The organism is Pseudomonas sp. LB3P14, from assembly GCF_054898045.1.
Genome location: NZ_CM142714.1, coordinates 6890460 through 6916900 on the forward strand (window position 1 = coordinate 6890460; position 26441 = coordinate 6916900).

The 26441-nt window shown below is 55.0% G+C and carries 22 protein-coding genes, 1 tRNA gene, 3 rRNA genes and 1 pseudogene; 17 read left to right on the top strand and 10 right to left on the bottom strand.

Annotated elements, in window-relative coordinates; translation table 11 throughout:
• Positions 1-19 precede the first annotated feature (19 nt).
• Positions 20-1351: an MFS transporter gene (locus tag ACYZT5_RS31660; RefSeq protein WP_462048805.1), complete on the top strand. Its 1332-nt coding sequence runs from the start codon at positions 20-22 to the stop codon at positions 1349-1351.
• Positions 1352-1822: 471 nt separating this feature from the next.
• Here the strand turns inward: ACYZT5_RS31660 and ACYZT5_RS31665 are convergent, their stop codons facing one another.
• Positions 1823-2014: a hypothetical protein gene (locus tag ACYZT5_RS31665; protein WP_462048806.1), complete on the bottom strand. Its 192-nt coding sequence runs from the start codon at positions 2012-2014 to the stop codon at positions 1823-1825.
• 54 nt (positions 2015-2068) lie between these two features.
• On the opposite strand from ACYZT5_RS31665, the gene fos reads away from it, so the two are divergent.
• The 5 genes from fos (at position 2069) to ACYZT5_RS31690 (ending at position 5492) form a co-directional block, all read left to right on the top strand.
• Positions 2069-2485, top strand: a complete 417-nt coding sequence (gene fos, locus ACYZT5_RS31670; RefSeq protein WP_462048807.1) for a fosfomycin resistance glutathione transferase — start codon at positions 2069-2071, stop codon at positions 2483-2485.
• Between the two features lie 64 nt (positions 2486-2549).
• Positions 2550-3188 carry a LysE family translocator gene (locus ACYZT5_RS31675; protein WP_462048808.1) on the top strand — a complete coding sequence of 213 codons (639 nt, stop codon included), beginning with the start codon at positions 2550-2552 and terminating at the stop codon, positions 3186-3188.
• A gap of 103 nt (positions 3189-3291) precedes the next feature.
• Positions 3292-4641 carry a sensor domain-containing protein gene (locus ACYZT5_RS31680; protein WP_462048809.1) on the top strand — a complete coding sequence of 450 codons (1350 nt, stop codon included), beginning with the start codon at positions 3292-3294 and terminating at the stop codon, positions 4639-4641.
• A gap of 115 nt (positions 4642-4756) precedes the next feature.
• On the top strand, positions 4757-4915 hold the full coding sequence (locus ACYZT5_RS31685) for a KGG domain-containing protein (protein WP_462048810.1): 159 nt from the start codon (positions 4757-4759) through the stop codon (positions 4913-4915).
• Positions 4916-4988: 73 nt separating this feature from the next.
• Positions 4989-5492 carry a DUF4142 domain-containing protein gene (locus tag ACYZT5_RS31690; protein ID WP_462048811.1) on the top strand — a complete coding sequence of 168 codons (504 nt, stop codon included), beginning with the start codon at positions 4989-4991 and terminating at the stop codon, positions 5490-5492.
• Positions 5493-5536: 44 nt separating this feature from the next.
• On the opposite strand, the gene ACYZT5_RS31695 is transcribed toward ACYZT5_RS31690, so the two are convergent.
• Entirely contained in the window at positions 5537-5947 is a 411-nt protein-coding gene (locus tag ACYZT5_RS31695) for a low affinity iron permease family protein (RefSeq protein ID WP_462048812.1), read from the bottom strand.
• A 488-nt stretch (positions 5948-6435) separates the two neighbouring features.
• Here ACYZT5_RS31695 and ltrA point away from each other — a divergent pair, with 488 nt between their 5' ends.
• Positions 6436-7803 (top strand): group II intron reverse transcriptase/maturase, encoded by a 1368-nt coding sequence (gene ltrA, locus ACYZT5_RS31700; protein ID WP_462048813.1) that lies wholly within the window; start codon positions 6436-6438, stop codon positions 7801-7803.
• A gap of 99 nt (positions 7804-7902) precedes the next feature.
• Here ltrA and ACYZT5_RS31705 read toward each other — a convergent pair whose 3' ends face one another.
• Together ACYZT5_RS31705 and ACYZT5_RS31710 are read right to left on the bottom strand one after the other, a co-directional pair.
• On the bottom strand, positions 7903-8442 hold the full coding sequence (locus ACYZT5_RS31705) for an AidA/PixA family protein (protein ID WP_462052342.1): 540 nt from the start codon (positions 8440-8442) through the stop codon (positions 7903-7905).
• Positions 8443-8566: 124 nt separating this feature from the next.
• Positions 8567-9070 carry an inclusion body family protein gene (locus ACYZT5_RS31710; protein ID WP_462048814.1) on the bottom strand — a complete coding sequence of 168 codons (504 nt, stop codon included), beginning with the start codon at positions 9068-9070 and terminating at the stop codon, positions 8567-8569.
• 443 nt (positions 9071-9513) lie between these two features.
• Here ACYZT5_RS31710 and ACYZT5_RS31715 point away from each other — a divergent pair, with 443 nt between their 5' ends.
• Positions 9514-9843, top strand: coding sequence for a YXWGXW repeat-containing protein (locus tag ACYZT5_RS31715; protein WP_462048815.1), 330 nt, complete (start codon positions 9514-9516; stop codon positions 9841-9843).
• Positions 9844-9945: 102 nt separating this feature from the next.
• Positions 9946-10716: a trans-aconitate 2-methyltransferase gene (gene tam, locus ACYZT5_RS31720; RefSeq protein WP_462048816.1), complete on the top strand. Its 771-nt coding sequence runs from the start codon at positions 9946-9948 to the stop codon at positions 10714-10716.
• Positions 10717-10749: 33 nt separating this feature from the next.
• Here the strand turns inward: tam and ACYZT5_RS31725 are convergent, their stop codons facing one another.
• Complete coding sequence (locus tag ACYZT5_RS31725; RefSeq protein ID WP_462048817.1) at positions 10750-11088, bottom strand: hypothetical protein; 339 nt, start codon at positions 11086-11088, stop codon at positions 10750-10752.
• 480 nt (positions 11089-11568) lie between these two features.
• Between ACYZT5_RS31725 and ACYZT5_RS31730 the strand changes: the two genes are divergently transcribed.
• The 5 genes from ACYZT5_RS31730 to ACYZT5_RS31750 are packed head-to-tail and all read left to right on the top strand — an operon-like array spanning position 11569 to position 16647.
• On the top strand, positions 11569-13047 hold the full coding sequence (locus tag ACYZT5_RS31730) for a c-type cytochrome (RefSeq protein ID WP_462048818.1): 1479 nt from the start codon (positions 11569-11571) through the stop codon (positions 13045-13047).
• A gap of 43 nt (positions 13048-13090) precedes the next feature.
• On the top strand, positions 13091-14866 hold the full coding sequence (gene ctaD / locus ACYZT5_RS31735; protein WP_462052343.1) for a cytochrome c oxidase subunit I: 1776 nt from the start codon (positions 13091-13093) through the stop codon (positions 14864-14866).
• A complete protein-coding gene (locus tag ACYZT5_RS31740) occupies positions 14863-15555 on the top strand; it encodes a cytochrome c oxidase subunit 3 (protein WP_462048819.1) in 693 nt (230 codons plus the stop codon). The genes ctaD and ACYZT5_RS31740 overlap by 4 nt, the downstream gene beginning before the upstream one ends.
• Before the next feature lie 6 nt (positions 15556-15561).
• A complete protein-coding gene (locus ACYZT5_RS31745; RefSeq protein WP_462048820.1) occupies positions 15562-16275 on the top strand; it encodes a heme-copper oxidase subunit III family protein in 714 nt (237 codons plus the stop codon).
• Positions 16276-16329: 54 nt separating this feature from the next.
• Positions 16330-16647 (top strand): cytochrome C oxidase subunit IV family protein, encoded by a 318-nt coding sequence (locus ACYZT5_RS31750; RefSeq protein WP_462052344.1) that lies wholly within the window; start codon positions 16330-16332, stop codon positions 16645-16647.
• A gap of 53 nt (positions 16648-16700) precedes the next feature.
• Here the strand turns inward: ACYZT5_RS31750 and ACYZT5_RS31755 are convergent, their stop codons facing one another.
• Positions 16701-17255: a magnesium transporter gene (locus tag ACYZT5_RS31755; RefSeq protein ID WP_462048821.1), complete on the bottom strand. Its 555-nt coding sequence runs from the start codon at positions 17253-17255 to the stop codon at positions 16701-16703.
• Positions 17256-18301: 1046 nt separating this feature from the next.
• On the opposite strand from ACYZT5_RS31755, the gene ACYZT5_RS31760 reads away from it, so the two are divergent.
• From ACYZT5_RS31760 to rrf, 3 genes are all read left to right on the top strand, one after another.
• A 16S ribosomal RNA gene (locus ACYZT5_RS31760) occupies positions 18302-19840 on the top strand.
• A 313-nt stretch (positions 19841-20153) separates the two neighbouring features.
• Positions 20154-23045, top strand: a 23S ribosomal RNA gene (locus ACYZT5_RS31765).
• 150 nt (positions 23046-23195) lie between these two features.
• Positions 23196-23311 (top strand): 5S ribosomal RNA (rrf, locus tag ACYZT5_RS31770).
• Together the 16S, 23S and 5S rRNA genes form the textbook arrangement of a ribosomal RNA operon.
• A gap of 320 nt (positions 23312-23631) precedes the next feature.
• On the opposite strand, the pseudogene ACYZT5_RS31775 reads toward rrf, so the two are convergent.
• The 4 genes and pseudogenes from ACYZT5_RS31775 to ACYZT5_RS31790 all read right to left on the bottom strand — a co-directional run.
• Positions 23632-23757 (bottom strand): annotated as a pseudogene (locus ACYZT5_RS31775) (integrase); the annotation flags it as partial.
• Positions 23733-23897, bottom strand: coding sequence for a hypothetical protein (locus tag ACYZT5_RS31780; protein WP_462048822.1), 165 nt, complete (start codon positions 23895-23897; stop codon positions 23733-23735). The gene ACYZT5_RS31780 and the pseudogene ACYZT5_RS31775, both read right to left, overlap by 25 nt.
• A gap of 402 nt (positions 23898-24299) precedes the next feature.
• Complete coding sequence (locus tag ACYZT5_RS31785; protein WP_462048823.1) at positions 24300-25844, bottom strand: Fic family protein; 1545 nt, start codon at positions 25842-25844, stop codon at positions 24300-24302.
• A gap of 363 nt (positions 25845-26207) precedes the next feature.
• Positions 26208-26281: transfer RNA gene (locus tag ACYZT5_RS31790), tRNA-Gly, on the bottom strand.
• Between the last annotated feature and the right edge of the window lie 160 nt (positions 26282-26441).

A 26441-nucleotide genomic window follows, 5' to 3' on the forward strand; every position in this document is an offset into this window, starting at 1 on the left:
GTCCGCCTGGAGGAACATCATGAGCCTTAATGTACTGGAGGCGGGCACGAGCCCGTCCGTTAGCCACGACGAAGAAAAAGCCCTGGTCAGCAAAGTCGCCTGGCGCCTGATGCCGTTGATCATGGTCTGCTACCTGTTCGCGTTTTTCGACCGCATCAACATCAGCTTTGCCAAGTTCCAGTTGCAGACCGACCTGAGCCTGAGCGACACCGCTTACGGCCTCGGCGCCGGGCTGTTTGTGGTTGGTTATGTGATCTTCGAAGTGCCGAGCAACATGATGCTCTACAAGGTCGGCGCCCGGCGCTGGATCGCCCGGATCATGATGTCCTGGGGCCTCGCCACCGCCGCCATGGTTTTCGTCAACAGTGAATGGCAGTTCTACGCCCTGCGCTTCGTCATCGGCGCGATGGAGGCGGGTTTTGCGCCGGGCGTGCTGTATTACCTGACGCTGTGGTTCCCGCAGCACTATCGCGGGCGCATTACTTCGATGTTGTTTCTGTCGTCGGCGTTTGCCGGCCTGGTCGGCGCACCCTTCTCCGGTCTGGTGCTGCAACACCTCGACGGCTTTATGGATATGCGCGGCTGGCACTGGCTGTTTCTGCTGGGCGGCGTGCCTTGCATCGGCCTTGGCTTGCTGGTGCTGACGTTGCTCAAGGACCGCATCGAAGACGCCCATTGGCTGACGCCGTCAGAGAAAACGCTGCTGGCCAGTCGCATCGCGCACCATGAACCGCACAAGAGTGGCGGCTCGTTGCTCGCCGCGCTGCGGATCCCGGGTTTCCTGACCCTCGGGCTGATCTACTTCCTGATTCAAGTGGCGTCCTACGGCTTGAACTTCTGGGCCCCGCAACTGATTCGCAGTGCCGGCACCGAGAGCCCGGTGATGATCGGTTTGCTGACCGCCATCCCTTACATCTGCGGCGCCATCAGCATGGTGGTGATCGGGCGGTTGTCCGACTCGACCGGTGAGCGGCGCAAGTTTGTTGCAGGTCTGGTGGCGGTGGGCGCGGTGGGGTTCTTCTGTGCAGGGATCTTCGCTAACCACACGACCTTCCTGATTGTCGCGCTGGGCTTGCTCGGTGCCGGGATCATCGCGTCCATCCCGAGCTTCTGGACCCTGCCGCCAAAACTGCTGGCCGGTGCCGGCGCAGGGGCTGCTGGCGGGATCGCGGTGATCAACACCCTCGGCCAGTTCGGCGGCATTGTCAGCCCGGTGATGGTAGGGCGGATCAAGGACCTGACGGGCAGCACCACGCCGGCGCTGTATGTCATCGGCGTCGCTGCGCTGATCGCCGTTGCGCTGCTGATGTGGGGGTTGCCGCAGAAGCTGCGCACGCTCGATAAGTTTTAAAAGATCGCAGGCTACGCCGGTCCCTGCATCGACCACGCATCCTTGCGGGGGCTGGCGAAGGCTGCGATCGCAAGATGGCGATCGTTCCCATGCTCTGCGTGGGAATGCAGCCCGTGACGCTCCGCGTCACTGGACGCGGAGCGTCCCTAGAGGCATTCCCACGCAGAGCATGGGAACGATCAGGATGTCGCGATCACCGCTTTGGCCGGTGAAGCACCGAACTGAATCAACACCACACCGGCGATCAACAACCCCGCCCCAACCTCGCGCGATAAAGTCATCTGCCGCGCCACCAACCCCAAGTGATCCAGCGCCACCCAAAGCAATGGTGTCCACTTAAACGCGGTTTTTTAGGCATACCCGCATCTGTGGCGAGGGGGCTTGCCCCTCGCCACAGATTTCTCTCTTACCTCAAGATTTTCTTAAGCGGACAGCATTGCGGTTGAGCATTTTGGCTTTGAAAACTTTGCATCAGCTGATATTCGTCACCCATTTGCTTACAACCGCTTTCATTTCTTTGGGGCTTGCGAAATCACCGCTATTCGCTTCACTCAGCGCTTGCTGGATTTCGTCGAACATCAAGGCCTGGTGTGCTGAGTGCCCGCGCGATATGTCTGTTGTAAGAAGCGCATCGCTGTGTCTTTTGGTTTTATGCTTTTCCACTTGTTTTACACTCCAGATACCGTTGGTTCAGAACATACCCGTGAGGAAATAAAATTGCTAACAGGCCTCAACCACCTGACCCTCGCCGTCACCGACCTGAACCGCAGCGTGGCGTTCTATCACGATCTGCTGCAACTTCAGCTTGAAGCCACGTGGGACAACGGTGCCTACCTCTCGCTGCCGGGCCTTTGGTTGTGCCTTTCCCTCGATCCACTGTGCAACTCCGAACCCGCCGCCGATTACACCCATTACGCCTTCAGCATCAGCGCAACAGACTTCCCGCTCTTCGTCGAACACCTGCGATCCGCCGACGTCCAGGAGTGGCGTGATAACCGGAGCGAAGGCGCATCCTTCTATTTCCTCGACCCGGACGGGCACAAGCTCGAAGCCCATGTCGGCGATCTGTCATCCCGACTGGCAGCCTGTCGACAACGTCCGTATGCGGGGATGAAGTTCTTCGACGATCAGTGAGTCGATCCCCGGAGACCTGAGATAGACTTGCGTGCATTCACCCAGTGGTTCAAAAGGACTCCCCATGACCCCATCGCTGCTAATGGCCGTTCTCGCCTCGGGCTTTATCTACGGCATCACGCCGGGGCCGGGTGTGTTGGCGGTGTTCGGCATCGGTGCGGCGCGTGGTCGGAGGGCAGGGGCGGGGTTTCTCTGCGGGCATTTGCTGGGCGACGTGGTCTGGTGCAGCACTGCGCTGATCGCGATTGTCGGTGCGCGGGAAATCGGCAGTACCGCGTTCGATGTGCTGGGCGTGCTCAGCGGGCTCTACCTGTTCTGGCTCGGCCTGCGCGCGGTTCGCGCTCGTCGCAGCAGTGTCGAAGCGCCACAGGGGCCGGCGCGGCAGCCGTTCTGGCACGGCATTCTGTTTGGCCTGACCAATCCGAAGGCTTACCCGGTGGCGGTAGCGACTTTTACTGCGCTGCTTTCCAGCCGCGCCGAATTGCTTCATTGGTCGATGCTGCCGTGGTTGATTGTCCTGAGCTTCGTCGGTGGGCTCATGGCCTACGCTATCCTCATTGGCATTGTCGGTGCGCAACAGGTGCGCAACGTGTACCAGCGCCATGAGCTGTTGATCACCCGGCTGTGCGGGGTGATGTTTATCGGTTTCGCCATCAACGCCCTGGCGCATGCATTGCCGGGGCTGGTAACGGACAAGGCTTGACACTGATCGCAGGGAAGCGTCAGTTGCAACGTCATCGCACGGGCGTATGACCGGTCAGGGATGGTTTTTTATTGCTGCATTGTTCGGACATGTGCTCTGCACCATGGCAACCAGAAATTCCGCGCCGTCGGCGAGTTACATCGATCTCTTGCTGGACGCCGTCTGTGCGGTCGACACACAAGGTCGCTTCGTATTTGTCAGCGCGGCCTGCGAGCGTATTTTCGGTTATACCCCCGAAGAGCTGATCGGCCAGCCGATGATCGATCTGGTGCATCCCGCCGATCGTCAGCGCACCCTCGACGCCGCGCAGGAGATCATGGGCGGCGAACCCAAGCTCAATTTCGAAAACCGCTACCTGCGCAAGGATGGCCGAGTGGTGCATATCCTCTGGTCGGCACGCTGGTCGGAGGTCGACCAATTGCGCATCGCCGTGGCGCGCGATATCACCGAGCGCAAGCAGGCCGAGTCCCGGCAAGCGGCGCTGTATGCGATCTCCGAAGCCGCCCACGCGGCGGAAGATTTGCTGGCGCTGTTCAAGCGCGTTCATTTGATCATCGGTGAATGGCTGCCGGCACTGAATTTCTCCGTGGCGCTGTATGACGAACACTGCGAGCAGCTGAGTTTCCCCTATCACGTCGACGACCATGAGCTGCAACCCGAGCAGCCTGGGACTATCACTGGACGTCTCTGCGCCGAGGTGATTCGCAGTGGCCAGCCGATTCTGCTGACCCCGGATCAGGACAATTTGCCGGAAGGGTTTGAGGCGCTGGTCGCGAGCCAGCATTCGCCCTGCTGGCTGGGCGTGCCGTTGAGTTCACAAAACGGCACCATCGGTGCGCTGATCGTTAAAAGCGTGCCCGGTGGCGAGCGCTACACCGAGCAGGACAAGGAGTTGCTGCAATACGTGTGCGCCCAGGTCGCGACCGCCATCGAGCGCAAGCAATTGCATGCCCGACTGCAGCGCATGGCGCAATACGATCAACTGACCCAGCTGCCCAATCGCGAATTGCTCCGTGACCGGCTCAAAGCCTCGCTGACTCTGGCCCGAGCGGACAGCGGCCGAATGGCATTGCTGTACGTCGACCTCGACCGCTTTAAAGAAGTTAACGACACCTACGGCCATGCGGTGGGCGACATGCTGCTGCAAGCAGTCGCCAATCGGCTCAAAGGCTGCGTGCGCGAATCTGACACGGTGGCGCGCATCGGCGGTGATGAGTTTGTGGTGTTGTTGCACAGCATCCACGCCTCGGAAGACGCCGACAGCGTAGCGGGAAAAATCCGTCAGGTCCTGGCTCAACCCCTGCGTCTGGACGGCCACAGCCTGATCATCCAGACGAGTATCGGCGTTGCGCGATACCCCGACCACGGCACTGAAGAAAAGCAGTTGTTCCGACACGCCGACGAGGCGATGTACACCGCCAAACGCCAGCATCACCTGCGCACCGGGGTCTGAGTTTCGCCACCGTTCGTCGCGGCGATGCCAGGTTTTCTAAACCTTTTTGGTCATGGAAATTCTGATCTTATGCGGGCTCCTGCTCGCCGCGATCATCACCAAGAGGTAGATAATCATGCCTAATTCAAGAAACTCGAACGCGGGAAACTCCGCCAACGATCGAACGAAGGCGTCTGAAGCCGGTCGCAAAGGTGGGAAAACTACCACCACGACTGTCGATAAAGAACCTGCGAAACCAGATATGGGCCGCAAAGGTGGTCAGAAGTCGAAGTAGTGATGTAGGTAGTTTTGATTGAGAGGCGGGAGCGTAAGCTCCCGTTTGAATTTTTTACGAGGAGGGCGCGACCATGAGCCGGATGGCCACCCGATTACGCAATGCCAGTTTTGCCACGTTACTGAGCCTGTGTGCCAGCAGTGCCTTTGCCCAGTCTCCCGCCGAATTCATCAACGATGCGTCGGCCAAAGGCATGGCCGATATCGAAGCCAGCCGCCTGGCGCACCAGAAAACCGAATCCAAAGAGGTCAAGGACTACACCATCGTCGTCATCAACGACCGCACCACCGCGAACCAGCATCTGGCGAAAATCGCCAAACAGCTCGATTTGCCGGTGGCCCCGCGCGAAGAGGTCGTCGATAAAGCCAAAGCCTTGATGCCGGAAGTGAAGGACGGCGCGAGCTTCGACCAGGCCTACGCGGCCAGTCAGGTGAAAACCACCCAGGAAGCCATCGAACAGCTTCAACAGGAAGCGCAGATCACCGACGTGCCTGAAATCAAAGCCTTCGCCGAAGAAACCCTGCCCAAACTGCAGAACCACCTGCAAATGGCCAGGGCGTTGCAAGCTAGCCGATAGCGGTCAGGTTGTGCGGGTGACCCTGGTCACCCGCGAATCCTGGATCAACATTCATTCAAGTCCTGCTTCTTGGTGTCCTGGACGACGGTATCGTCCAGTGAAATCGTTTCGCCCTCGCCAAGCTGCCGATACTGCTTTCTCAGCGCTTCTAACTGCTTGAGGTCCAGCGCCTCAAGCCCCAGCATCGCGTTCTGCGCCTCCTTCGTCACCCGCAGCAACTCATCGACCTTCAAGTGCAAAATGTCCGTGTCGCGGTTCTGGGTATTCTGGATCAGGAATACCATCAGGAAAGTGATGATGGTGGTCGAGGTATTGATGATCAGCTGCCAGGTGTCGTTGAAGTGAAAAATCGGCCCACTCAGACCCCACAGAAAAATCAGAATGATCGCCCCCATGAACGTCTTGGGGCTGCCCGCCCACAGGGCAAGTTTCTGAGCGACTTTTGCGAATTTCATTGCCGTGTTCCTTATAGGGATGCGCCTGATTTTCAGACAGCGACGGCGTGTGGGAATTTCTAATTACATTTCCATGTTCGATAAAAAACCGGCCTTTGAGGCCGGTTTCTTGTGCGCCCAGCATGGGCGCCATCCTAGAGGTGAAAGTCCTCTCTTGAGCTGGCCACAGCAAATGAAGCGAAGCGCAACTGCATGAGGGCGACCGAGTGTGGGAAGGAAGCGTGGGGCGTAAACCGCGAGCCGAGGTACACGAACCGCATCTGAGGCGTCACCGGTCAGGGCGAGCAGCCAAGTGACTGCGAAGCTCTTGTGGCCAAAGTGCCGGGGACGTAAATGCGGCGGTTGTGCGGTGAAGGATGGCGTTCTTACCTGGGGAGATCTCGCCTCATGCCTGAAAGGGCGACGATGTGAATCGGAGCGAGAAGTCAGCAGAGGCCATAGTAGCTACGAAGTAGCGAAGGGCTGAACGAGAAGGAGTGAGGTTCACCATGGCGATACAACAGGCCTTGCATCAGATGCCCGGGAAATCGGGGCGGGACGCAGATGCGACGGGTGAAACCCGACGCGAAACGTCCAGCGATGAAGCTGGTTGTCCGCGTCATGACCCGAGCCACACGGGGTCAGGGCTTCTGCAAGAAGCCCTGACCAGAGAGAATCTGCAACTGGCGCTCAAGCGAGTTCGGTCGAATAAAGGTGCTGCGGGCGTCGACGGTCTTGGGATCGATGAGACGGTCGAGCATCTGAAAATGGCCTGGCCTGCGATACGGGCACAGTTGCTGGCGGGAACGTACCGGCCAAGTCCGGTGCGTAGAGTTCTGATTCCAAAACCGGGAGGTGGCGAGCGCAAGCTGGGCATTCCGACGGTGACGGACAGACTGATCCAGCAGGCGCTTTTACAGGTTTTACAGCCTCTGCTGGACCCGAGTTTCAGCGATCATAGCTATGGTTTTCGTCCCGGTCGCAGCGCTCACCAAGCGGTATTGGCGGCGCAGCAATATATTCACTCGGGGCGAGACATTGTGGTGGACGTCGATCTGGAGCAGTTCTTCGATCGCGTTGATCATGACCTTTTGATCGCTCGACTGAGCAGGAAGGTGACCGACCGAGGCGTTCTGCGTCTGGTCCGGGCCTATCTGAACAGCGGGACGTTGATCAATGGCGTAGTGGTAGGCAGTGAACGAGGGACGCCGCAAGGCGGCCCTCTTTCACCCTTGCTGGCCAATGTATTGCTGGACGAGGTGGACAAGGAGTTGGAGCGACGAGGCCACTGCTTCGTCAGGTATGCGGACGATGCGAACGTTTACGTTCGCAGCCTCAAGGCCGGCCAGCGGGTAATGGCAGTGCTCCGTCGCCTTTATGACCGACTTAGGCTGCAAGTGAACGAGAGCAAGAGCGCGGTTGCCAGTGCGTTTGGCCGCAAGTTTCTGGGCTACGGCTTTTGGCTGTCAGCTCAAGGCGAGGTCAAACGTTGGGTGGCAAGCAAAGCGTTACAGACGTTCAAAAGCCGCATCCGACAGCTGACGTCTCGTAATGGAGGCCGAAGCCTGTCGCAAGTGGTGGAAGGTCTGAGGCTCTACCTACTGGGTTGGAAAGCGTACTTCGGTTTATCGCAAACCCCACGCCTCTGGCACCGGTTCGATGAATGGATACGCCGACGACTCAGGGCCATCCAGCTCAAACAATGGAAAACCGGAAGGAGGACGTACCGTGAACTACGCAAACTTGGAGCAGGCCCTGATTTGGCCGCGGCAATAGCCGGCAACAGCCACAGGTTCTGGCACAACAGTGTCGGTCTGATCCATGGAGTGCTTACGGTGGCGTGGTTCGACCGGTTGGGTCTACCTCGACTCTGCTGACCTCAACTTCTCGAACCGCCCGGTGCGGACCCGCATGCCGGGTGGTGTGGCAGGGGCGCGGCCAGATGGCCGCCTCCTATGCCGATTTTGGATTTCTGTTCACTCCGCCAACTTCACTTCCACCGCCCAACTGAAGTATCCCAACGGCTCGCAGCTTTTATTGATCAGCATGAATTTCAGAACGCACGCCTCAACCCCTGCGGTGAGCTGCGTGCAGTGCCAATAATGATCATCGGCCGTGTGACTGCCCGGTTGGGTCGGGTTTTCGGGATCGGGGGCGGGGACAGTCAGGTTTGCGTGGACCACCAGTTCTGGCGGTGAAAGTACCCCGGCATCACCTACAGACATCTCGTAGAACACCACACTGTGTTCAGCGAGCAAACTGACGGTCCTGCCACGGATTTGGAAGTTCTTCCCGTTATTGGCGGTAAGCGTCATTAAGCTGTCATTTATTGTACTTTGTGTTGTTTTTGTGCCGCTAATGGCGAAGATGAAGCCTTCCTCAATCTCGGTCGGATTTTGCGGCTCAAGACTGGGCTGCGGATAACGTGAAAGCAGCGATTCGGCATCGACGATCAGCAGCACATTATTGGCTGGCGCGATACTCGTCGAGGGGGAGGCAATCGGTTCGGAAGTCATCATGGATTCCTTTCATGATGTTGATGCAAGACGGCAGCCGCTTCGATTCATGCAAGACATCCTGTTCCTGTCGAGGCGGCAACGAACTCTGCTGGCCCCTTGTCGCCAAGGGGCCAGTCCATCGTCAGTTATGGATGGTAATGAACGGATCCCACGAGCAGCAGCCTACGATCTTGCAATCGCGATCAACGATCAGGAAATGGAAGTGGTAGGTCACGCTACCGCACGAAAGGGTTTCCGAGGACCAGTAATGGTTATCGACTTTCTGGCAGCTCGGCACCGATGGATTGCTGGTGTTGGGGACGGCGACACACGCTGTAGCTTTGCGCGGTGTGGGGGTGGAGATCAATTCGTTGCCGACGTTGCCAATGAATTTGTAGAAAATCACGGCAGTCTCGAAGCTCTGCGACAGACTGGTTTCACGCCAGCGAATCAAGTCGCCCACCTGGGCTTTCAAGTTGAGTTCGCCGCCGGCCTGGCCGCTGACCACGTTGTTCTGATTGGTCACCATGTACACATGATTGACGTCGATCAGCGTTGGCGACGCAGGATTCTTGCTGATGTTCGGGTAGTTTTTCAGAATGGTTTCAGTGTCGATGGAAACAAGTACATCCGTGACTCGAGACATGGTAACGCTCCATTTTCATAGTGAATGCCTGGCATCTTTCCAGGCACAACAACGCTTGCTTGCCTTGCGGCCGTTGCGAAAACACTACGGGCGGAACCCACCTGTCACGGGCATGAACTGGCCTTGCTCCCTGCGTGAAAATTAACGGGTCGGGTTCCATCCGACGGGCCGCGATTGGACTATAGGTGCCATTTTCAGGCTGTCAAAATTGCTTTACTGCTAGTTCGACGAACGGTCGCTTTAGTTATGATTTCAGACCATTTGGCGATTAAAAACGCTCATTCAAATTCTCGTTGTTATGTCGGCGCCAAGTGATGCAAGTTCAGGCAACAGACAGATACGACCTGCTACAAGATCAATTAGCCAGGCAGGAGCATGGCTGGAAAAGGGGGGCGATTTTTTGCTGAGTCACTCGATGTGGCGGTCAAGCCTGAGGAGGCAGCATGTGGTTACGTTATATGGCGTTACTGGCGGTGGTGTTCGCAGCGTCCGGCTGTGTGCAGGAGCGGGTCGTTCATGAACGGCGTCCGGTGCAGCATGAGTACGTTGAAGTTGTTGCTCCGCAGCCGCCACCGGAACGCGTTATCGACGTAGAGCCTATGGCGCGTCCGGGGTACGTCTGGTCCCGAGGATACTGGCGTTGGGATGGTGGGCGTTATGTTGCTGTTCATGGCCACTGGGTGCCGGAACGACCGGGCTATCGTTATGTGCATCCGCACTGGGAGCAGCGTAATAATGGCTGGTATTGGCAACGCGGGGGGTGGGTCAACTGACATCGTTCGCCATAGGTCGGATAGGGCAGAGCACATGGGTCAGGGTATCGTAGCGAACGGTTATCTGCCCTGCCCATGACAATGCACCGACAGGAGAACGCAATGAGTTGGTCCGCCAAACAGTACGTCGCTTTTGAAGATGAACGCACACGCCCCGCGCGTGACCTGCTGGCCGCGATCCCCGCTGTGGAAGCGCGCTCGGCAATCGACATCGGTTGCGGCCCCGGCAATTCGACCGAGTTGCTGGTTGAGCGCTTCGCCAGTGCCACGGTGCGGGGGCTGGACAGTTCAACCGATATGATCGACGCCGCCCGCAAGCGCTTGCCGCAGGTGCAATTCGATACGGCTGACATTGATACCTGGAACGAAAACGGCCCGTTCGATGTGATTTTCGCTAACGCGGTGTTGCAGTGGGTGCCTGATCACGCGCAGCTGCTGCCTTCGCTGGTTCGCAAACTCGCACCCGGTGGCAGCCTGGCGATCCAGATGCCCGACAACCTCAACGAACCTTCGCATCGCTTGATGCGCGAAGTTGCAGCCGATGGCTCGTGGGCCGAAAAACTGCCGGGGGCTGCCGGTCAACGCACGGAAATGGCGAGTGCCAGCGGTTACTACTCGATGCTGCGCCCGCACTGCTCACGGGTCGACATCTGGCGCACCACCTACCATCACCCGCTCGCGGGCGGTGCATCGGGGGTGGTCGAATGGTTCAAGGGCAGCGGTTTGCGGCCGTTTCTCGATCCGCTGGATGAAGCGCAAAGAGCGCAGTATCTGGGTCAGTACCAAGCGGCAATCGAGCGGGCCTATCCGCCGTTGGCCGATGGTTCAGTGCTGCTGCCGTTCCCACGGTTGTTCATCGTTGCGACGCGCTGATGCGCGCACTAATGGCCGAGCATCCCGTCGTAGCTAATCAAGCAACTGATCAATCAACACCGCGTTGCTATAGATCAAGCTTCCATCACTCGCTCGATGCCCGACCAAATGGAACTGACCGCGCTCGTTGTGTATATAGACGCGCATTTGGCAGTCGGACAAAGGGCCGTATCCCTCTGGCAAGATCAATTCCAGTGTGCTCATGTCGACATCGACCATGGCTTCACGCTCATGGGTCTTCTGCAGGCGTTCTTCAGCTTGCTCCAGACCCAGATGGAGGGGGCCATCGACGTACAAATGGATTTCACCCACCGGGGTCGACTTTTGTGCTCCGTTGACTTTGCACCAGCCTTCGATCGTCAAGGCACTCATGACGAAATCTCCGTTGTGGACGGCTGGACGCTATCGCTCTTGGCCGTCACGTGTCTGACCGCTATGCATAGGCAAGGACTTTTGCGGGCGCTTTAAGCCGATCTTTGCCTTCCGTAATCAGACCTGATTATAGCTGGCAACCGGGCCTCGCTATGGGTACACCTCTGATGCATCTTGTCGGTCTTGATCGACGTGGCCCTACGCCCCACTTAGTCCCGGGAGATGTGTTGCTGAATAGTTACAGTTATATATAGCGAATAGATTTTAAGTGATCAAGTTGATGCTGAAGTTGGAATATCCAGGCCATAACGTTTTCAGGAAAAGCGTTTGTTCCGGCCATGAACTATACTTCCTGCGGACTTTGCCACGAAGAGTGGTGGTATGTGTCTAGCCTGTTTTGGCGTCAGATTAGTTTGACGATGTTGTTCTGTGGCGATGCTTATGCATACCGATGAGTAACAGGAATAGGATGAAGGCAAAATGGCAATAGCAATTATTCTTGTACTAATCGTTATTGCATCTGTGCTGTTCGATCTATTAGCGCCCTGGCATGCGACACCGCCAGCGTCTAACTGGGGTTCCATAGACAACATCCTGTTCATTACCCTGATCATTAGCGGAATATTTTTCATCGCCATCACCTTATTCATGGCGGTGGCCGTGATTCGTTTCCGTCACAAGGAAGGTGTCAAGGCGGCCTACCAGCCAGAAAATAGAAAGTTGGAATTATGGTTGATTGTCATTACATCGATAGGCATTGCAGGAATGTTGGCACCCGGTCTGGTTGTTTATAATGATTTCATCCGGGTGCCAAAAAATGCTTATGAACTTGAAGTGGTCGCCCAGCAGTGGCAATGGGCTTTTCGTTTTCCGGGCCAGGACGGAAAGCTGGGAAAGTCAGACATCAAGTTTGTTGATTCGGTTAATCCTCTCGGCCTTGATCCCAATGATCCTGCCGGGCAGGACGATGTACTTATAAAAAATAATGAAGTTCACCTTCCGCTCGATCAGCCGGTGAAAGTCTTATTGCGTTCCAAAGATGTACTGCACAATTTCTATATACCGCAGATTCGCAGCAAGATGGACATGGTGCCAGGGATGGTGTCGCACTTTTGGTTTACGCCGACTGTAATCGGGAAATATGAAATCCTTTGTGCTGAGTATTGTGGCGTAGGTCATTACAACATGCGCGGCCATATGATCGTGGAAGACCAGGCCGCCTTCGTTCAATGGCTGAACAGCCAACCGACCTTTGCGCAGACATTAGCGACAGCTGCCAGGCCCAGTCGAGACAGCGTGCTGGAAAAAGGCCGCCTGTTGGTCGAAAAATACGGCTGCCGTGCCTGCCATAGCGAGGATGGCAGTGCCAGTCTCGGCCCAGGATGGAAGGGCCTGTACGGCCGCACTGAACAGCTTGCCGATGGCACCAGCGTGCTCGTCGATGAGGCCTACGTGAAAGAGTCGATCCTCGATCCGAAGGCCCGACTGGTACAGGGTTATCCACCGGTCATGGTGGCCTATACTCTCAATGACGATGAACTGGGTGCGCTCGTCGCCCTGATCAAATCACTCGGTTCCGGGCAGCAAGAGGCTGAACCTTCTCCCGGCGAAGCGTCGAGCCCAGGAGAAGACTTGGCGGCACAGGGACAGCGGCTGGCTCAGTCACTCGGCTGTCTGGCCTGCCACAGTGTCGATGGCAGTAAGGGCGTCGGCCCCAGCTGGCAGGGCCTGTTTGGCAAGGCAGAAACCCTTGCCGACGGTACGAGCATAAAGGTTGATGAGGACTATATAAAAGATTCGGTTCTTAATCCCGGTGCCAAGATCGTCAAGGGCTACGCAGCCGTTATGCCGCCCTTTACTCCGAGCGACAAGGAGCTGAACGCACTGATCGCTTTTATCAAATCCAAAGCGAATGCTGACGCTGACGCGAGCAAGGCTGAGCCAGGGAAGTCGCCGTAAAGCAGCCAGAAATACACTGAAACTTCGGCAGGAGGATGACGTGATGGCCTATGCGGAGCAAACCGAAACAGAAGCACTGCACGAGCCCAAAAGTTTCCTGACCAAATATATCTGGAGTCAGGACCACAAGGTCATAGCCGTTCAATATTCCGTGACGGCTCTGTTCGTGGGTCTTATCGCCGTGGTGTTGTCCGACTTGATGCGCCTACAGATAGGCTTCCCCGGCAGTTTGGCGTTCATGGACGCCAGTACTTACTATCAGGCGATGACCATGCACGGCATGATCATGGTCATTTATTTGCTGACGGCCTTGTTTCTGGGGGGCTTCGGTAATTATCTGATCCCGCTGATGGTGGGCGCCCGCGACATGGTCTTCCCCTATGTCAACATGCTGAGTTACTGGTTCTACCTGGTGGCGGTACTGGTGTTGCTCGCCAGTTTCTTTGTACCGGGCGGCCCCACCGGTTCGGGCTGGACGCTCTATCCGCCACAGTCCATTTCTCAGGGGACACCGGGGGTCGAGTGGGGCATCGTCCTGATGCTCGTCTCACTGGCGATTTTTATTGTCGCAGCCACCATGGGCGGGTTGAACTACGTCACCACGGTGTTGCAAGCACGCACGCACGGCATGACATTGTTTCGGATGCCGCTCTCTGTATGGGGCATCTTCATGGCCTCGATCATGGCCTTGCTGGCCTTCCCGGCGTTGTTTGTCAGTGCGGTCATGATGCTGTTCGACAAACTGTTGGGCACCAGCTTCTTTATGCCGGCAATGATCTCGCTGGGGCAGGCGGTCGATCACCAGGGGGGCAGCCCCATCTTGTTCCAGCACCTGTTCTGGTTCTTCGGTCACCCGGAGGTCTACATCGTTGCTCTCCCGGCGTTTGGTCTGGTCTCTGACTTGATCAGCACCCATGCGCGTAAAAATATCTTCGGCTACCGAATGATGGTGTGGGCCATTATTGCGATTGGTGTACTCAGCTTTGTGGTCTGGGCGCACCATATGTATGTCAGCGGAATGAACCCGTATTTTGGCTTTTTCTTCGCCGTCACCACCTTGATCATTGCGGTGCCGACCGCCCTGAAAGTCTACAACTGGGTGCTGACCCTGTGGCGCGGCGACATTCATCTGACCGTACCGATGCTGTTTGCCCTGGCCTTTATCGTCACCTTCCTGGTCGGCGGTCTGACCGGGTTGTTTCTCGGCAATGTGATCGTGGATATTCCGCTCTCGGACACCTATTTCGTCGTAGCCCACTTTCATATGGTCATGGGGGTCGCACCGGTACTGGTGGTATTCGGCGGCATTTATCATTGGTTCCCGAAAGTCACCGGGCGCATGTTGAATGACACCCTGGGCAAGCTGCATTTCTGGATTACCTTCCTGGGCACCTACGCCATCTTCTTCCCCATGCACTACCTGGGTTTCCAGGGCATGCCACGCCGTTACTACGCTTATGAAAACTACGCGTTCATCCCGCAGTCGGCGCAAGATTTGAATGCCTTCATTACGGTGGTTGCATTGGCCGTCGGCGTTTCCCAGTTGCTGTTCCTGTTTAACCTGGCCTGGAGCACGTTTAAAGGCAAACCCGCAGGCAGTAATCCCTGGGGCGCGGCCAGTCTGGAATGGCAAACGCCGAACACCCCACCGATACACGGTAACTGGGGAGCGAAGCTGCCGGTCGTGCATCGCTGGGCCTATGACTACAGTGTGCCGGGGATAGAACAGGATTTCGTTGCGCAAACGGTCTCCGCCGAGGAGCTGGAGCAGATGCGGCAACTCAGTGCCGGAACCACGATAGCGGACGTTAAACCATGAGCAGGCTGCTATTGAGAAACGCCGACGGCGCTGACCCCGGCGGCAGCTGGAATCGCGATCCGCAGGGTATCGGGGCCGGCGAGGGGCCCGATCGAAACCAAATCGCCAAAACAGGCCTGCGCTTGTTTCTGGTTGTGGTGAGTTCGTTGTTCTTTCTCTTCTTGCTCGCCTTTATCGCCCGTTCACAAATGACCGACTGGCTACCCCTGACAGAGCCTTTGGCACCGCTGGCCAATCCATGGCAGCTCTGGGTGAATTCGGCATTTCTGGTCTTGAGTTGTATCGCATTGCAGTGGGCGCGCATGGCCGCCCGACAGGCTCGGCTGAGCGCAACTGTCATTGGCTTTATAGTGGGAGGCGTATTTGCAATTGCCTTTCTGACGGGACAGTTCTGGGTCTGGCAGCAGTTTGTCGCCTGGGGCTACTTTGTCGCCAGCAATCCGGCCAACAGTTTCTTCTACCTGTTGACCGGTGTGCACGGGCTCCACCTGCTGGGTGGGTTGATTGCCTGGGGCAGAACCGTCGCTAAATTCCTGTATCACGTGCCGTTGCCGCAACTCAGCGCCAGCGTAGAACTTTGTGCCATCTATTGGCATTACTTATTGGGTCTATGGTTCGTGCTATTCGCTCTGCTGACCAGCACGCCGCAAACCTATGAAGCCATCGCCAGACTCTGCGGCTTGAGGTGAAAAGCCATGGCATCGCACCCACAAGCCCCAAGCGAGTCAAGTTCATCCAATCCACCTGGCTCGCCGCCCGCACCAGGATGGCAGGGCATCGCCAGCGACTGGTCCTCGGATAAGGAGGCTTTCAAGCAGGTCCCCTGGGGCAAGGCGATGATGTGGATATTCCTGCTCAGCGATACGTTTATATTCACCTGTTTTTTGACCGGCTACATGTCGGTACGCATGACCATCACCGTCCCTTGGCCGAACCCCAGTGAAGTGTTCGCATTGACCATCGGCGGTAGAGAAATTCCACTTATTCTGATCGCCATCATGACCTTTGTGCTGATCAGCAGCAGCGGCACCATGGCCATGGCCGTTAACTACGCCTATCGCCGTGATCGCGCGAAAACCACAGCCCTGATGCTAGCGACCGCTGCTTTGGGTGTGACCTTCGTCAGCATGCAGGCATTTGAATGGAGCAAGCTCATTGCAGAAGGAGTACGTCCCTGGGGAAACCCCATGGGGGCGGCGCAATTTGGTGCCAGCTTTTTCATGATTACCGGTTTCCACGGACTGCATGTATCAATCGGCGCCATCTACCTCAGCATTGTGGCGCGGAAAGTATTGCGGGGAGATTATGAGCGCTCCGGAAATTATCAGAACGTCGAGATAGCCGGGCTTTACTGGCACTTCGTGGATTTGGTGTGGGTGTTTATTTTTGCTTTCTTCTATTTATGGTAGGTCCAGGAGACCGTTCATAAAGGCGTGAACAGGTTCTGAAGAGGAGCACTGATGATGGCGCATGCTCAAGGTCAGCAACATCCAATCAGCTTGTACCTTAAAATTTGGGGGCTGTTATTCGTCCTCAGCACGCTGTCGTATCTTGTCGACTATTTTCACTTCCACGGTTACCTTCGGTGGTCACTGATTGTCACGTTCATGTTGTTAAAGGCAGGTTTAATTGTCTCCATCTTCATGCATATGGCCTGGGAACGGTTGGCCTTGGTCTACGCCATACTGGTGCCACCGTTGTGTTTGCTGGTGCTTGTCGGACTGATGGCCACCGAGGCGGACTATGTTTTTCTCAGTCGGGTCATTTTCTTCGGTCAATGAGAAACACCCGGATGGCCTTGAACCTCCAGGGGATTGATTGGCAATAAATGCCTTTATATCGTTCGCTTGAACTGATGCCATCTGTGCAGCCAGGCGACTGTCCAGTGGGGGGATGCCGTTCCCGTACCGGCGATCTCCAGCATTGGATGATGTTCGATAACCCCGTCCAATACCGACTCCTGATCCGGCTCGACATCGACGAAGAAAATATGTTTTCCCTCTCCTACCACCTGTTTAAAACTGCGGAAGTGAGTGTTTGGTACCTGAATGCCAAAAAAACCGCCTTCCCAGATGCAGAAGCCAAATACAACAATGGCAAGAAAGATGAAGGGCATCCAGCCTGCGGCGGATTCGGTCCAACCCAGCCAATAGGCGCCGCCAAGAACCAGCGCCGCGAGTGGCACACCGATTACTGCACCAATTTCGCCAGAGTGGACAACATCCTGTTCCATTAACGAGTTAACCTCGTGGAGGTGATGTTGTTCGACATCGGCAACATGTTCACTGAGCACATGAATTTGTTCGGAATTGATGCCGCTGGTTTCCAGTTCATTTTCAACGGCTTCAAGATCGTCGAGATTGTTGCTGATGTAATAGTGTCGATTCATGCCACACCTCCCATCTCGTGCTTGGCGTCGAGATTTGCAGTCGGTATCAGTTACCTATGGGCAACCTTGCACGCTTGATTCAAGCCATAAAAAAGTATAGCACCGCATAGCATCCAGGCATTGGTTCGGGATGCACGCAGTCTGATCTCCCGGCAGGTTCCCCAGCACCCCAAATCCTGGCCACAAAAAAACCGGTCACAACGGACCGGTTTTTGTGTTCCTGCGTCTCCCGTCAAAACCATCCTGACGTGAGACCAAATTCGATTGGAGCGGGTGAAGGGATGATCAGCCAATTGATTTACAGCGGATAAATTCACCACCGCTAGGGTAGTGAGGCCGCATTATGGACCACGACGGTAGGCCCATCAAGTACGTGAGCTTGTCACCCTGCGCACGTTTCGGAGCACATCGCGCTGCTTGGGCGTGGTGGTTCAATTGGCTCAGCAGGTTTTCGATGCTGACCTAATCAGGGCGGAGTCGGTGGAATTTGGTATCTCTGCACATCAGTCTGATAGAACGCGATAAGAGGCTCTGTAATCATGATCGGCAGAGAACGGCCAAAAGCGGTTTATCAGCGTCCACGAAATAAGGGGTGCTTCAGTGACGATGTGGTCTGGGTTCTCTGCTGCTTTGATGCTTTGTACGGACCTTAGAAGTTTTCATAGTGGCAACCTAGGTTCTTTGGGAAGGAAAAGAATTTTTAGACGGGGGTTGACCGCGTATTTTAATCCTGTATTATTCGCCTCCCGCTAACGAGCAGCTTGATGCTGATTTTGGCTTAAGTAATTGATTTTATTAATAAAATCAGGAGCTTTTAAGGGTGCTATTTGAGAGGGTGTGCTGTAAAGTGCGCGCCTCGGTTGAGACGAAAGCTCTTAACCAACCGCTCTTTAACAACTGAATCAAGCAATTCGTGTGGGTGCTTGTGGAGTCAGACTGATAGTCAACAAGATTATCAGCATCACAAGTTACTCCGCGAGAAATCAAAGATGTAACCAACGATTGCTGAGCCAAGTTTAGGGTTTTCTCAAAACCCAAAGATGTTTGAACTGAAGAGTTTGATCATGGCTCAGATTGAACGCTGGCGGCAGGCCTAACACATGCAAGTCGAGCGGCAGCACGGGTACTTGTACCTGGTGGCGAGCGGCGGACGGGTGAGTAATGCCTAGGAATCTGCCTGGTAGTGGGGGATAACGCTCGGAAACGGACGCTAATACCGCATACGTCCTACGGGAGAAAGCAGGGGACCTTCGGGCCTTGCGCTATCAGATGAGCCTAGGTCGGATTAGCTAGTTGGTGAGGTAATGGCTCACCAAGGCGACGATCCGTAACTGGTCTGAGAGGATGATCAGTCACACTGGAACTGAGACACGGTCCAGACTCCTACGGGAGGCAGCAGTGGGGAATATTGGACAATGGGCGAAAGCCTGATCCAGCCATGCCGCGTGTGTGAAGAAGGTCTTCGGATTGTAAAGCACTTTAAGTTGGGAGGAAGGGCATTTACCTAATACGTAAGTGTTTTGACGTTACCGACAGAATAAGCACCGGCTAACTCTGTGCCAGCAGCCGCGGTAATACAGAGGGTGCAAGCGTTAATCGGAATTACTGGGCGTAAAGCGCGCGTAGGTGGTTCGTTAAGTTGGATGTGAAATCCCCGGGCTCAACCTGGGAACTGCATTCAAAACTGTCGAGCTAGAGTATGGTAGAGGGTGGTGGAATTTCCTGTGTAGCGGTGAAATGCGTAGATATAGGAAGGAACACCAGTGGCGAAGGCGACCACCTGGACTGATACTGACACTGAGGTGCGAAAGCGTGGGGAGCAAACAGGATTAGATACCCTGGTAGTCCACGCCGTAAACGATGTCAACTAGCCGTTGGGAGCCTTGAGCTCTTAGTGGCGCAGCTAACGCATTAAGTTGACCGCCTGGGGAGTACGGCCGCAAGGTTAAAACTCAAATGAATTGACGGGGGCCCGCACAAGCGGTGGAGCATGTGGTTTAATTCGAAGCAACGCGAAGAACCTTACCAGGCCTTGACATCCAATGAACTTTCCAGAGATGGATCGGTGCCTTCGGGAACATTGAGACAGGTGCTGCATGGCTGTCGTCAGCTCGTGTCGTGAGATGTTGGGTTAAGTCCCGTAACGAGCGCAACCCTTGTCCTTAGTTACCAGCACGTAATGGTGGGCACTCTAAGGAGACTGCCGGTGACAAACCGGAGGAAGGTGGGGATGACGTCAAGTCATCATGGCCCTTACGGCCTGGGCTACACACGTGCTACAATGGTCGGTACAGAGGGTTGCCAAGCCGCGAGGTGGAGCTAATCCCAGAAAACCGATCGTAGTCCGGATCGCAGTCTGCAACTCGACTGCGTGAAGTCGGAATCGCTAGTAATCGCGAATCAGAATGTCGCGGTGAATACGTTCCCGGGCCTTGTACACACCGCCCGTCACACCATGGGAGTGGGTTGCACCAGAAGTAGCTAGTCTAACCTTCGGGAGGACGGTTACCACGGTGTGATTCATGACTGGGGTGAAGTCGTAACAAGGTAGCCGTAGGGGAACCTGCGGCTGGATCACCTCCTTAATCGACGACATCAGCTGCTCCATAAGTTCCCACACGAATTGCTTGATTCACTGTAGAGGCGATAGACATCCATAAGGTTGTCTTTTTCGTTAGAGTTTAGAAATGAATATTCCATTGGGAATATTGATTTCTAGTCTTTGGCTAGATCGTTCTTTAAAAATTTGGGTATGTGATAGAAAGATAGACTGAACGTTACTTTCACTGGTAACGGATCAGGCTAAGGTAAAATTTGTGAGTTGCTCTTAATGAGTAAGAATGCGAATTTTCGGCGAATGTCGTCTTCACAGTATAACCAGATTGCTTGGGGTTATATGGTCAAGTGAAGAAGCGCATACGGTGGATGCCTTGGCAGTCAGAGGCGATGAAAGACGTGGTAGCCTGCGAAAAGCTTCGGGGAGTCGGCAAACAGACTGTGATCCGGAGATGTCTGAATGGGGGAACCCAGCCATCATAAGATGGTTATCTTAAGCTGAATACATAGGCTTAAGAGGCGAACCAGGGGAACTGAAACATCTAAGTACCCTGAGGAAAAGAAATCAACCGAGATTCCCTTAGTAGTGGCGAGCGAACGGGGACTAGCCCTTAAGTGGCTTTGAGATTAGCGGAACGTTCTGGAAAGTACGGCCATAGTGGGTGATAGCCCTGTACGCGAAAATCTCTTGGTCATGAAATCGAGTAGGACGGAGCACGAGAAACTTTGTCTGAATATGGGGGGACCATCCTCCAAGGCTAAATACTACTGACTGACCGATAGTGAACTAGTACCGTGAGGGAAAGGCGAAAAGAACCCCGGAGAGGGGAGTGAAATAGATCCTGAAACCGTATGCGTACAAGCAGTGGGAGCCCACTTTGTTGGGTGACTGCGTACCTTTTGTATAATGGGTCAGCGACTTATTTTCAGTGGCGAGCTTAACCGAATAGGGGAGGCGTAGCGAAAGCGAGTCTTAATAGGGCGTCTAGTCGCTGGGAATAGACCCGAAACCGGGCGATCTATCCATGGGCAGGTTGAAGGTTGGGTAACACTAACTGGAGGACCGAACCGACTACCGTTGAAAAGTTAGCGGATGACCTGTGGATCGGAGTGAAAGGCTAATCAAGCTCGGAGATAGCTGGTTCTCCTCGAAAGCTATTTAGGTAGCGCCTCATGTATCACTGTAGGGGGTAGAGCACTGTTTCGGCTAGGGGGTCATCCCGACTTACCAAACCGATGCAAACTCCGAATACCTACAAGTGCCGAGCATGGGAGACACACGGCGGGTGCTAACGTCCGTCGTGAAAAGGGAAACAACCCAGACCGTCAGCTAAGGTCCCAAAGTTATGGTTAAGTGGGAAACGATGTGGGAAGGCTTAGACAGCTAGGAGGTTGGCTTAGAAGCAGCCACCCTTTAAAGAAAGCGTAATAGCTCACTAGTCGAGTCGGCCTGCGCGGAAGATGTAACGGGGCTCAAACCATACACCGAAGCTACGGGTATCACTTAGGTGATGCGGTAGAGGAGCGTTCTGTAAGCCTGTGAAGGTGAGTTGAGAAGCTTGCTGGAGGTATCAGAAGTGCGAATGCTGACATGAGTAACGACAATGGGTGTGAAAAACACCCACGCCGAAAGACCAAGGTTTCCTGCGCAACGTTAATCGACGCAGGGTTAGTCGGTCCCTAAGGCGAGGCTGAAAAGCGTAGTCGATGGAAAACAGGTTAATATTCCTGTACTTCTGGTTATTGCGATGGAGGGACGGAGAAGGCTAGGCCAGCTTGGCGTTGGTTGTCCAAGTTTAAGGTGGTAGGCTGGAATCTTAGGTAAATCCGGGATTCCAAGGCCGAGAGCTGATGACGAGTTACCCTTTGGGTGACGAAGTGGTTGATGCCATGCTTCCAAGAAAAGCTTCTAAGCTTCAGGTAACCAGGAACCGTACCCCAAACCGACACAGGTGGTTGGGTAGAGAATACCAAGGCGCTTGAGAGAACTCGGGTGAAGGAACTAGGCAAAATGGCACCGTAACTTCGGGAGAAGGTGCGCCGGTGAGGGTGAAGCATTTACTGCGTAAGCCCATGCCGGTCGAAGATACCAGGCCGCTGCGACTGTTTATTAAAAACACAGCACTCTGCAAACACGAAAGTGGACGTATAGGGTGTGACGCCTGCCCGGTGCCGGAAGGTTAATTGATGGGGTTAGCTAACGCGAAGCTCTTGATCGAAGCCCCGGTAAACGGCGGCCGTAACTATAACGGTCCTAAGGTAGCGAAATTCCTTGTCGGGTAAGTTCCGACCTGCACGAATGGCGTAACGATGGCGGCGCTGTCTCCACCCGAGACTCAGTGAAATTGAAATCGCTGTGAAGATGCAGTGTATCCGCGGCTAGACGGAAAGACCCCGTGAACCTTTACTATAGCTTTGCACTGGACTTTGAATTTGCTTGTGTAGGATAGGTGGGAGGCTTTGAAGCGTGGACGCCAGTTCGCGTGGAGCCAACCTTGAAATACCACCCTGGCAACTTTGAGGTTCTAACTCAGGTCCGTTATCCGGATCGAGGACAGTGTATGGTGGGTAGTTTGACTGGGGCGGTCTCCTCCTAAAGAGTAACGGAGGAGTACGAAGGTGCGCTCAGACCGGTCGGAAATCGGTCGTAGAGTATAAAGGCAAAAGCGCGCTTGACTGCGAGACAGACACGTCGAGCAGGTACGAAAGTAGGTCTTAGTGATCCGGTGGTTCTGTATGGAAGGGCCATCGCTCAACGGATAAAAGGTACTCCGGGGATAACAGGCTGATACCGCCCAAGAGTTCATATCGACGGCGGTGTTTGGCACCTCGATGTCGGCTCATCACATCCTGGGGCTGAAGCCGGTCCCAAGGGTATGGCTGTTCGCCATTTAAAGTGGTACGCGAGCTGGGTTTAGAACGTCGTGAGACAGTTCGGTCCCTATCTGCCGTGGACGTTTGAGATTTGAGAGGGGCTGCTCCTAGTACGAGAGGACCGGAGTGGACGAACCTCTGGTGTTCCGGTTGTCACGCCAGTGGCATTGCCGGGTAGCTATGTTCGGAATAGATAACCGCTGAAAGCATCTAAGCGGGAAACTAGCCTCAAGATGAGATCTCACTGGGACCTTGAGTCCCCTGAAGGGCCGTCGAAGACTACGACGTTGATAGGTTGGGTGTGTAAGCGCTGTGAGGCGTTGAGCTAACCAATACTAATTGCCCGTGAGGCTTGACCATATAACACCCAAGCAATTTGCGTCGAAAGGCCAGATTGCGGTGTGTGAAGACGACACAAGTCGAAAATTCGCAACGCAACCCACAAATCTATCACCTGCCCATTCGCTGGAACGTGAACCTGCAAAGGCCCACGACCCGGCTACCGAATTTCTTGACGACCATAGAGCATTGGAACCACCTGATCCCATCCCGAACTCAGCAGTGAAACGATGCATCGCCGATGGTAGTGTGGGGTTTCCCCATGTGAGAGTAGGTCATCGTCAAGATTAAATTCCGAAACCCCTATCTGCGTATGCAGGTAGGGGTTTTGTTTGTCCTCGAAAAAGCATCCGGAGAATGGTACGGAGTACCCGCTGGGTTTGCGCCAGCTGTTGATTGCTCCTTGCCCGTCTTCCCATCGAAAATCCCGGGCCCTTACCCGTGGCGAGATTATGGCCGACTGATTCGCTCCTGAATCTGTAGACACCCGATGTCCGCTTTTGGCCGATAACTGCCTTTCGCAAAGGGCAGCTTTGGATCGACTTCTGCCGGTCACTGCCTCGAAGCGTTGGTGGTGGCAAAATATCCGTCTCTCTCGCAGCCTGAACTATCTGCCAAGATACGTTGCAGTGATTTGTGTCCTTTCATGCCCTAACTCACGGCTGATAGTCTGTCGAGCATGGGCGTCTTCAATGCGCTGCGCTGCACTCAATTCCTTGGCAGAAGAACCACCCACTTCTCGTAGACCGGCATGAAGGTGTTCTCACCTGCCATCTTGATGGCATTGAGTTTCTGCTTGCGTTCTATACGGGGATTGATGCGCTTGGCGACCATCGATCGGGCCTGTTCGCGCAATTCACGGGCGTTGTGCAAAGAGAGCTCGGGATAGCTACCCAGTGAGATGCGGGTTCGCTCTGGACTTTGAAATCGGGGAGCATGTGTCCAACCTCAGAATTAGAGTTGGATGCGATGGTCATCCCCCGGGGATAGCTCCTCCATCGTTTCAGATCAGTGACTTGCATCGTTTCATGGATCTATGCGGATGCCCATAGAAAGTCGATGTAGAGCGGGTGAAGGGAATCGTTATCAGCTTGGGAATCTATTATTGGCGTAATGATTTTCCGTGTAATGTTCGCAATGTTTTATATGTTGGCTGCGTTAGATCGCAAGGTTAATTATTTTTGACTATAAAGGTTGTTGTGCTTTAGTCAGGATATTCAACCTCGGATCAAATCTTGTTGAGTTCAAGGTTTTTTTTATTCTTCCGCCGAAGAATCACTCTTCGCCGACCCCCCTATCTCGATCCTCGAACGCGGAACGCACGGCCTCCACGACGCGTTCCGCCATGCCCTCGTCTTCAAGTTGCGGGTACCCTTTCTTAAGCTTGCCCGACACGATCCAGCCGTTCTCCTTGATGGAGCGGATGATGCGGTTCGCATCCTGGTCAGGCATCTCCAATACTTCTTTCAGCTGCTCCTGAGCTCGCTGAAAGATCACCAGTACTCTGGCCTCATCTGCCATTTCCTTTCGAATCGTGTGCTCGACGACGCGTGCGGTATACAGGACGTGCTCAGTCAGATCGGGATATCGCCAGGCAAAGCACGCGTCCTCGTATTCATCGAAGATGAAGTTGCTGGGAGTACCGTCCTCGTAGGTCACGAGTTCGCCGAACCGATAGGCCGTCGCGTAACGTCGCATGAACGGTCGCGAGAACACTTCGAGCGTACGATCGTAGCCGGCCCTGAAGTCGATCGAACTTGTGATTGTGGCTGACACCGGCAGTATCACGCCGTCGGGCACTGCCTTATCCCGAATCAAGGTGTCGTTGATCAGAAAGCGATGAATCCGGCCATTGCCATCGCGCATGGGATGGATATACACGAAGCCAAATGCCAACACAGCGGCACGTGCCAGTGACTCCGCGCCACGCGTTGCGACCTCAAATTCGTTGAGTCCTGCCAATAGCTGCGCAAGATCTGCGAAATGGGGGGCAATGTAATGCACGATGTCCTCGCGCATCGTGGCCTGACCCACAAACACAGGAGAGCGCCGCAAGCCCAGTCCGATGGCGTCATGCCCCAGAATGCCGGCTTGCAGGGACTGCAGGCTGTCGTTACTCAACGGGTTTTCGATATGACCGCAGTACTGGGCAATGACATGGGCAAACCGCTGGATGCGATCGGCCTGGTCGGCTTCCTTTTCGATTAGAAAGCTCGCGCGTGATTCCTTGAACGTCAGCCAACTGGCCGTACGCATCAGGATGTCGGGGCCAAAGGCCTGATCCAACTCATCCAATGCCTTGCGCAGGTCGAATTGCAGAGCTTCCTGGACTGACGCCGTTCGACGAACCAGGGGGCAGAACTCAGCCGTCCCCGGCAGGTTGTTATTGACTCGCCAACGCCGCGCTCGCAGTGCCTCGCTACGTGTCAGGTAATCTTTTGGCGAAACGGCATCAACATAGCCGCCATTGGTCACGTCAGGCACATCCAGACGTTCCCCTGTCAGCCATTCGTAGAGGAATCCGGTGCGACGGGCGTACAGGCCGAAAGGCTCTCGTCGACACCAGTCTTCGATAGGCTGCGGGCCTGTTGCCGCAAACAGGCGAGCGAAGAACTCAAGATGAATCTCTTCGTACTTGAGGCCGAATTCGAAATGTCCTGCGAAATCGTCTGCCGGTCGGTATTTTGACGGATACCGGTTCTCCACATTCCCGCCACTTTCGCGGCTGACACGAACAGTGCCAATCATCGACTCGACGCGTAGAGGCTGTGCCAATTCAATGCTGTAACGGCTCGCGAGGGTCTTGAAACCGACTTGCATTGACGAAATCCTTTATTGGGGCGAGAAAAACGCTAACAGAGTGTCGATCTTATGCGAAAACGATAATTTTCGTAGGCGTCAAAATGCTAATGCTGGTTGAAATTTGATACTGAAACAGTGATTTCGAAGAAAAACGCTAACAGGTTTTAGAGTAGTTGCCATAGCCCCGGGAGGACTCACCCATCGACCAGCGGAAAATGGACGAAGGGACGGACAAACTGGGGACGGTTTATTTATCAAAGAATGATCGCATTACCTACGAGCCCAATCCCACCAAACCCCAGACGCAAAAAACCGGCCATCAAGGCCGGTTTTTTCTTTACTGCATCCCCCGTCAAAAAACGACGTGAGACCAAATTCGATTGGAGCGGGTGAAGGGAATCGAACCCTCGTTATCAGCTTGGGAAGCTGGAGTAATGCCATTATACGACACCCGCTCAGAGCGGCTGACTTTGTACCAGATGTGGCCGTGGAAATGAAGTTTTTCTTTGTGCGCGATGGCTTTAGCGCAGGTGAAACGAAAGCAGAGACCGCTTAGCGGTCTTCGCGGGCAAGCCTCGTTCCTACACAATTGCGTTAGTGCTGTAGGACGGGGCT

Bases quoted from the DNA above. Each gene is read 5' to 3' on its own strand.
- ACYZT5_RS31715 (WP_462048815.1), top strand. From the start codon at position 9,514: ATGTGGTTACGTTATATGGCGTTACTGGCGGTGGTGTTCGCAGCGTCC.
- ACYZT5_RS31690 (WP_462048811.1), top strand. From the start codon at position 4,989: ATGAGCCGGATGGCCACCCGATTACGCAATGCCAGTTTTGCCACGTTA.
- ACYZT5_RS31685 (WP_462048810.1), top strand. From the start codon at position 4,757: ATGCCTAATTCAAGAAACTCGAACGCGGGAAACTCCGCCAACGATCGA.
- ACYZT5_RS31755 (WP_462048821.1), bottom strand. From the start codon at position 17,255: ATGAATCGACACTATTACATCAGCAACAATCTCGACGATCTTGAAGCC.
- ltrA (WP_462048813.1), top strand. From the start codon at position 6,436: ATGGCGATACAACAGGCCTTGCATCAGATGCCCGGGAAATCGGGGCGG.
- tam (WP_462048816.1), top strand. From the start codon at position 9,946: ATGAGTTGGTCCGCCAAACAGTACGTCGCTTTTGAAGATGAACGCACA.
- ACYZT5_RS31705 (WP_462052342.1), bottom strand. From the start codon at position 8,442: ATGACTTCCGAACCGATTGCCTCCCCCTCGACGAGTATCGCGCCAGCC.
- ACYZT5_RS31740 (WP_462048819.1), top strand. From the start codon at position 14,863: ATGAGCAGGCTGCTATTGAGAAACGCCGACGGCGCTGACCCCGGCGGC.
- ACYZT5_RS31695 (WP_462048812.1), bottom strand. From the start codon at position 5,947: ATGAAATTCGCAAAAGTCGCTCAGAAACTTGCCCTGTGGGCGGGCAGC.
- ACYZT5_RS31660 (WP_462048805.1), top strand. From the start codon at position 20: ATGAGCCTTAATGTACTGGAGGCGGGCACGAGCCCGTCCGTTAGCCAC.
- ACYZT5_RS31675 (WP_462048808.1), top strand. From the start codon at position 2,550: ATGACCCCATCGCTGCTAATGGCCGTTCTCGCCTCGGGCTTTATCTAC.
- ACYZT5_RS31680 (WP_462048809.1), top strand. From the start codon at position 3,292: ATGGCAACCAGAAATTCCGCGCCGTCGGCGAGTTACATCGATCTCTTG.
- ACYZT5_RS31730 (WP_462048818.1), top strand. From the start codon at position 11,569: ATGGCAATAGCAATTATTCTTGTACTAATCGTTATTGCATCTGTGCTG.
- ACYZT5_RS31745 (WP_462048820.1), top strand. From the start codon at position 15,562: ATGGCATCGCACCCACAAGCCCCAAGCGAGTCAAGTTCATCCAATCCA.
- ctaD (WP_462052343.1), top strand. From the start codon at position 13,091: ATGGCCTATGCGGAGCAAACCGAAACAGAAGCACTGCACGAGCCCAAA.
- ACYZT5_RS31710 (WP_462048814.1), bottom strand. From the start codon at position 9,070: ATGTCTCGAGTCACGGATGTACTTGTTTCCATCGACACTGAAACCATT.
- ACYZT5_RS31785 (WP_462048823.1), bottom strand. From the start codon at position 25,844: ATGCAAGTCGGTTTCAAGACCCTCGCGAGCCGTTACAGCATTGAATTG.
- ACYZT5_RS31725 (WP_462048817.1), bottom strand. From the start codon at position 11,088: ATGAGTGCCTTGACGATCGAAGGCTGGTGCAAAGTCAACGGAGCACAA.
- ACYZT5_RS31750 (WP_462052344.1), top strand. From the start codon at position 16,330: ATGGCGCATGCTCAAGGTCAGCAACATCCAATCAGCTTGTACCTTAAA.